At 66.4% G+C, this 253-nt stretch carries 1 pseudogene; it reads left to right on the plus strand.

What is annotated here, in order from left to right:
• Positions 1 to 126 precede the first annotated feature (126 nt).
• Positions 127 to 253, plus strand: a pseudogene (locus AC1MIR_RS27910) (IS3 family transposase); the annotation flags it as partial.

The following is a 253-nucleotide window of genomic DNA, read 5'->3' on the forward strand; positions in this document are numbered from 1 at the left end:
CACCACCAGCATCCCAAACATGACCCCCGGCATCACCGAGAGCCAACGTGAACCCCTTCACCAGAGGGGTCCCTTTTGGACGCCGATCACCCCTCTCAGGGGGGCCTTTTTCCACGCCGATTCACAGACGCGCTGGCCTGCGGTCGGCGGTTCCGCGTGTTGGCGGTGGTGGACGACTTCACCCGCGAATGCCTTGCGCTGGTGGCGGACACCTCGCTGTCGGGCCTGCGCGTTGGCCGTGAGCTCGACCGGA

This window comes from Falsiroseomonas sp. RANM36, from assembly GCF_056682175.1.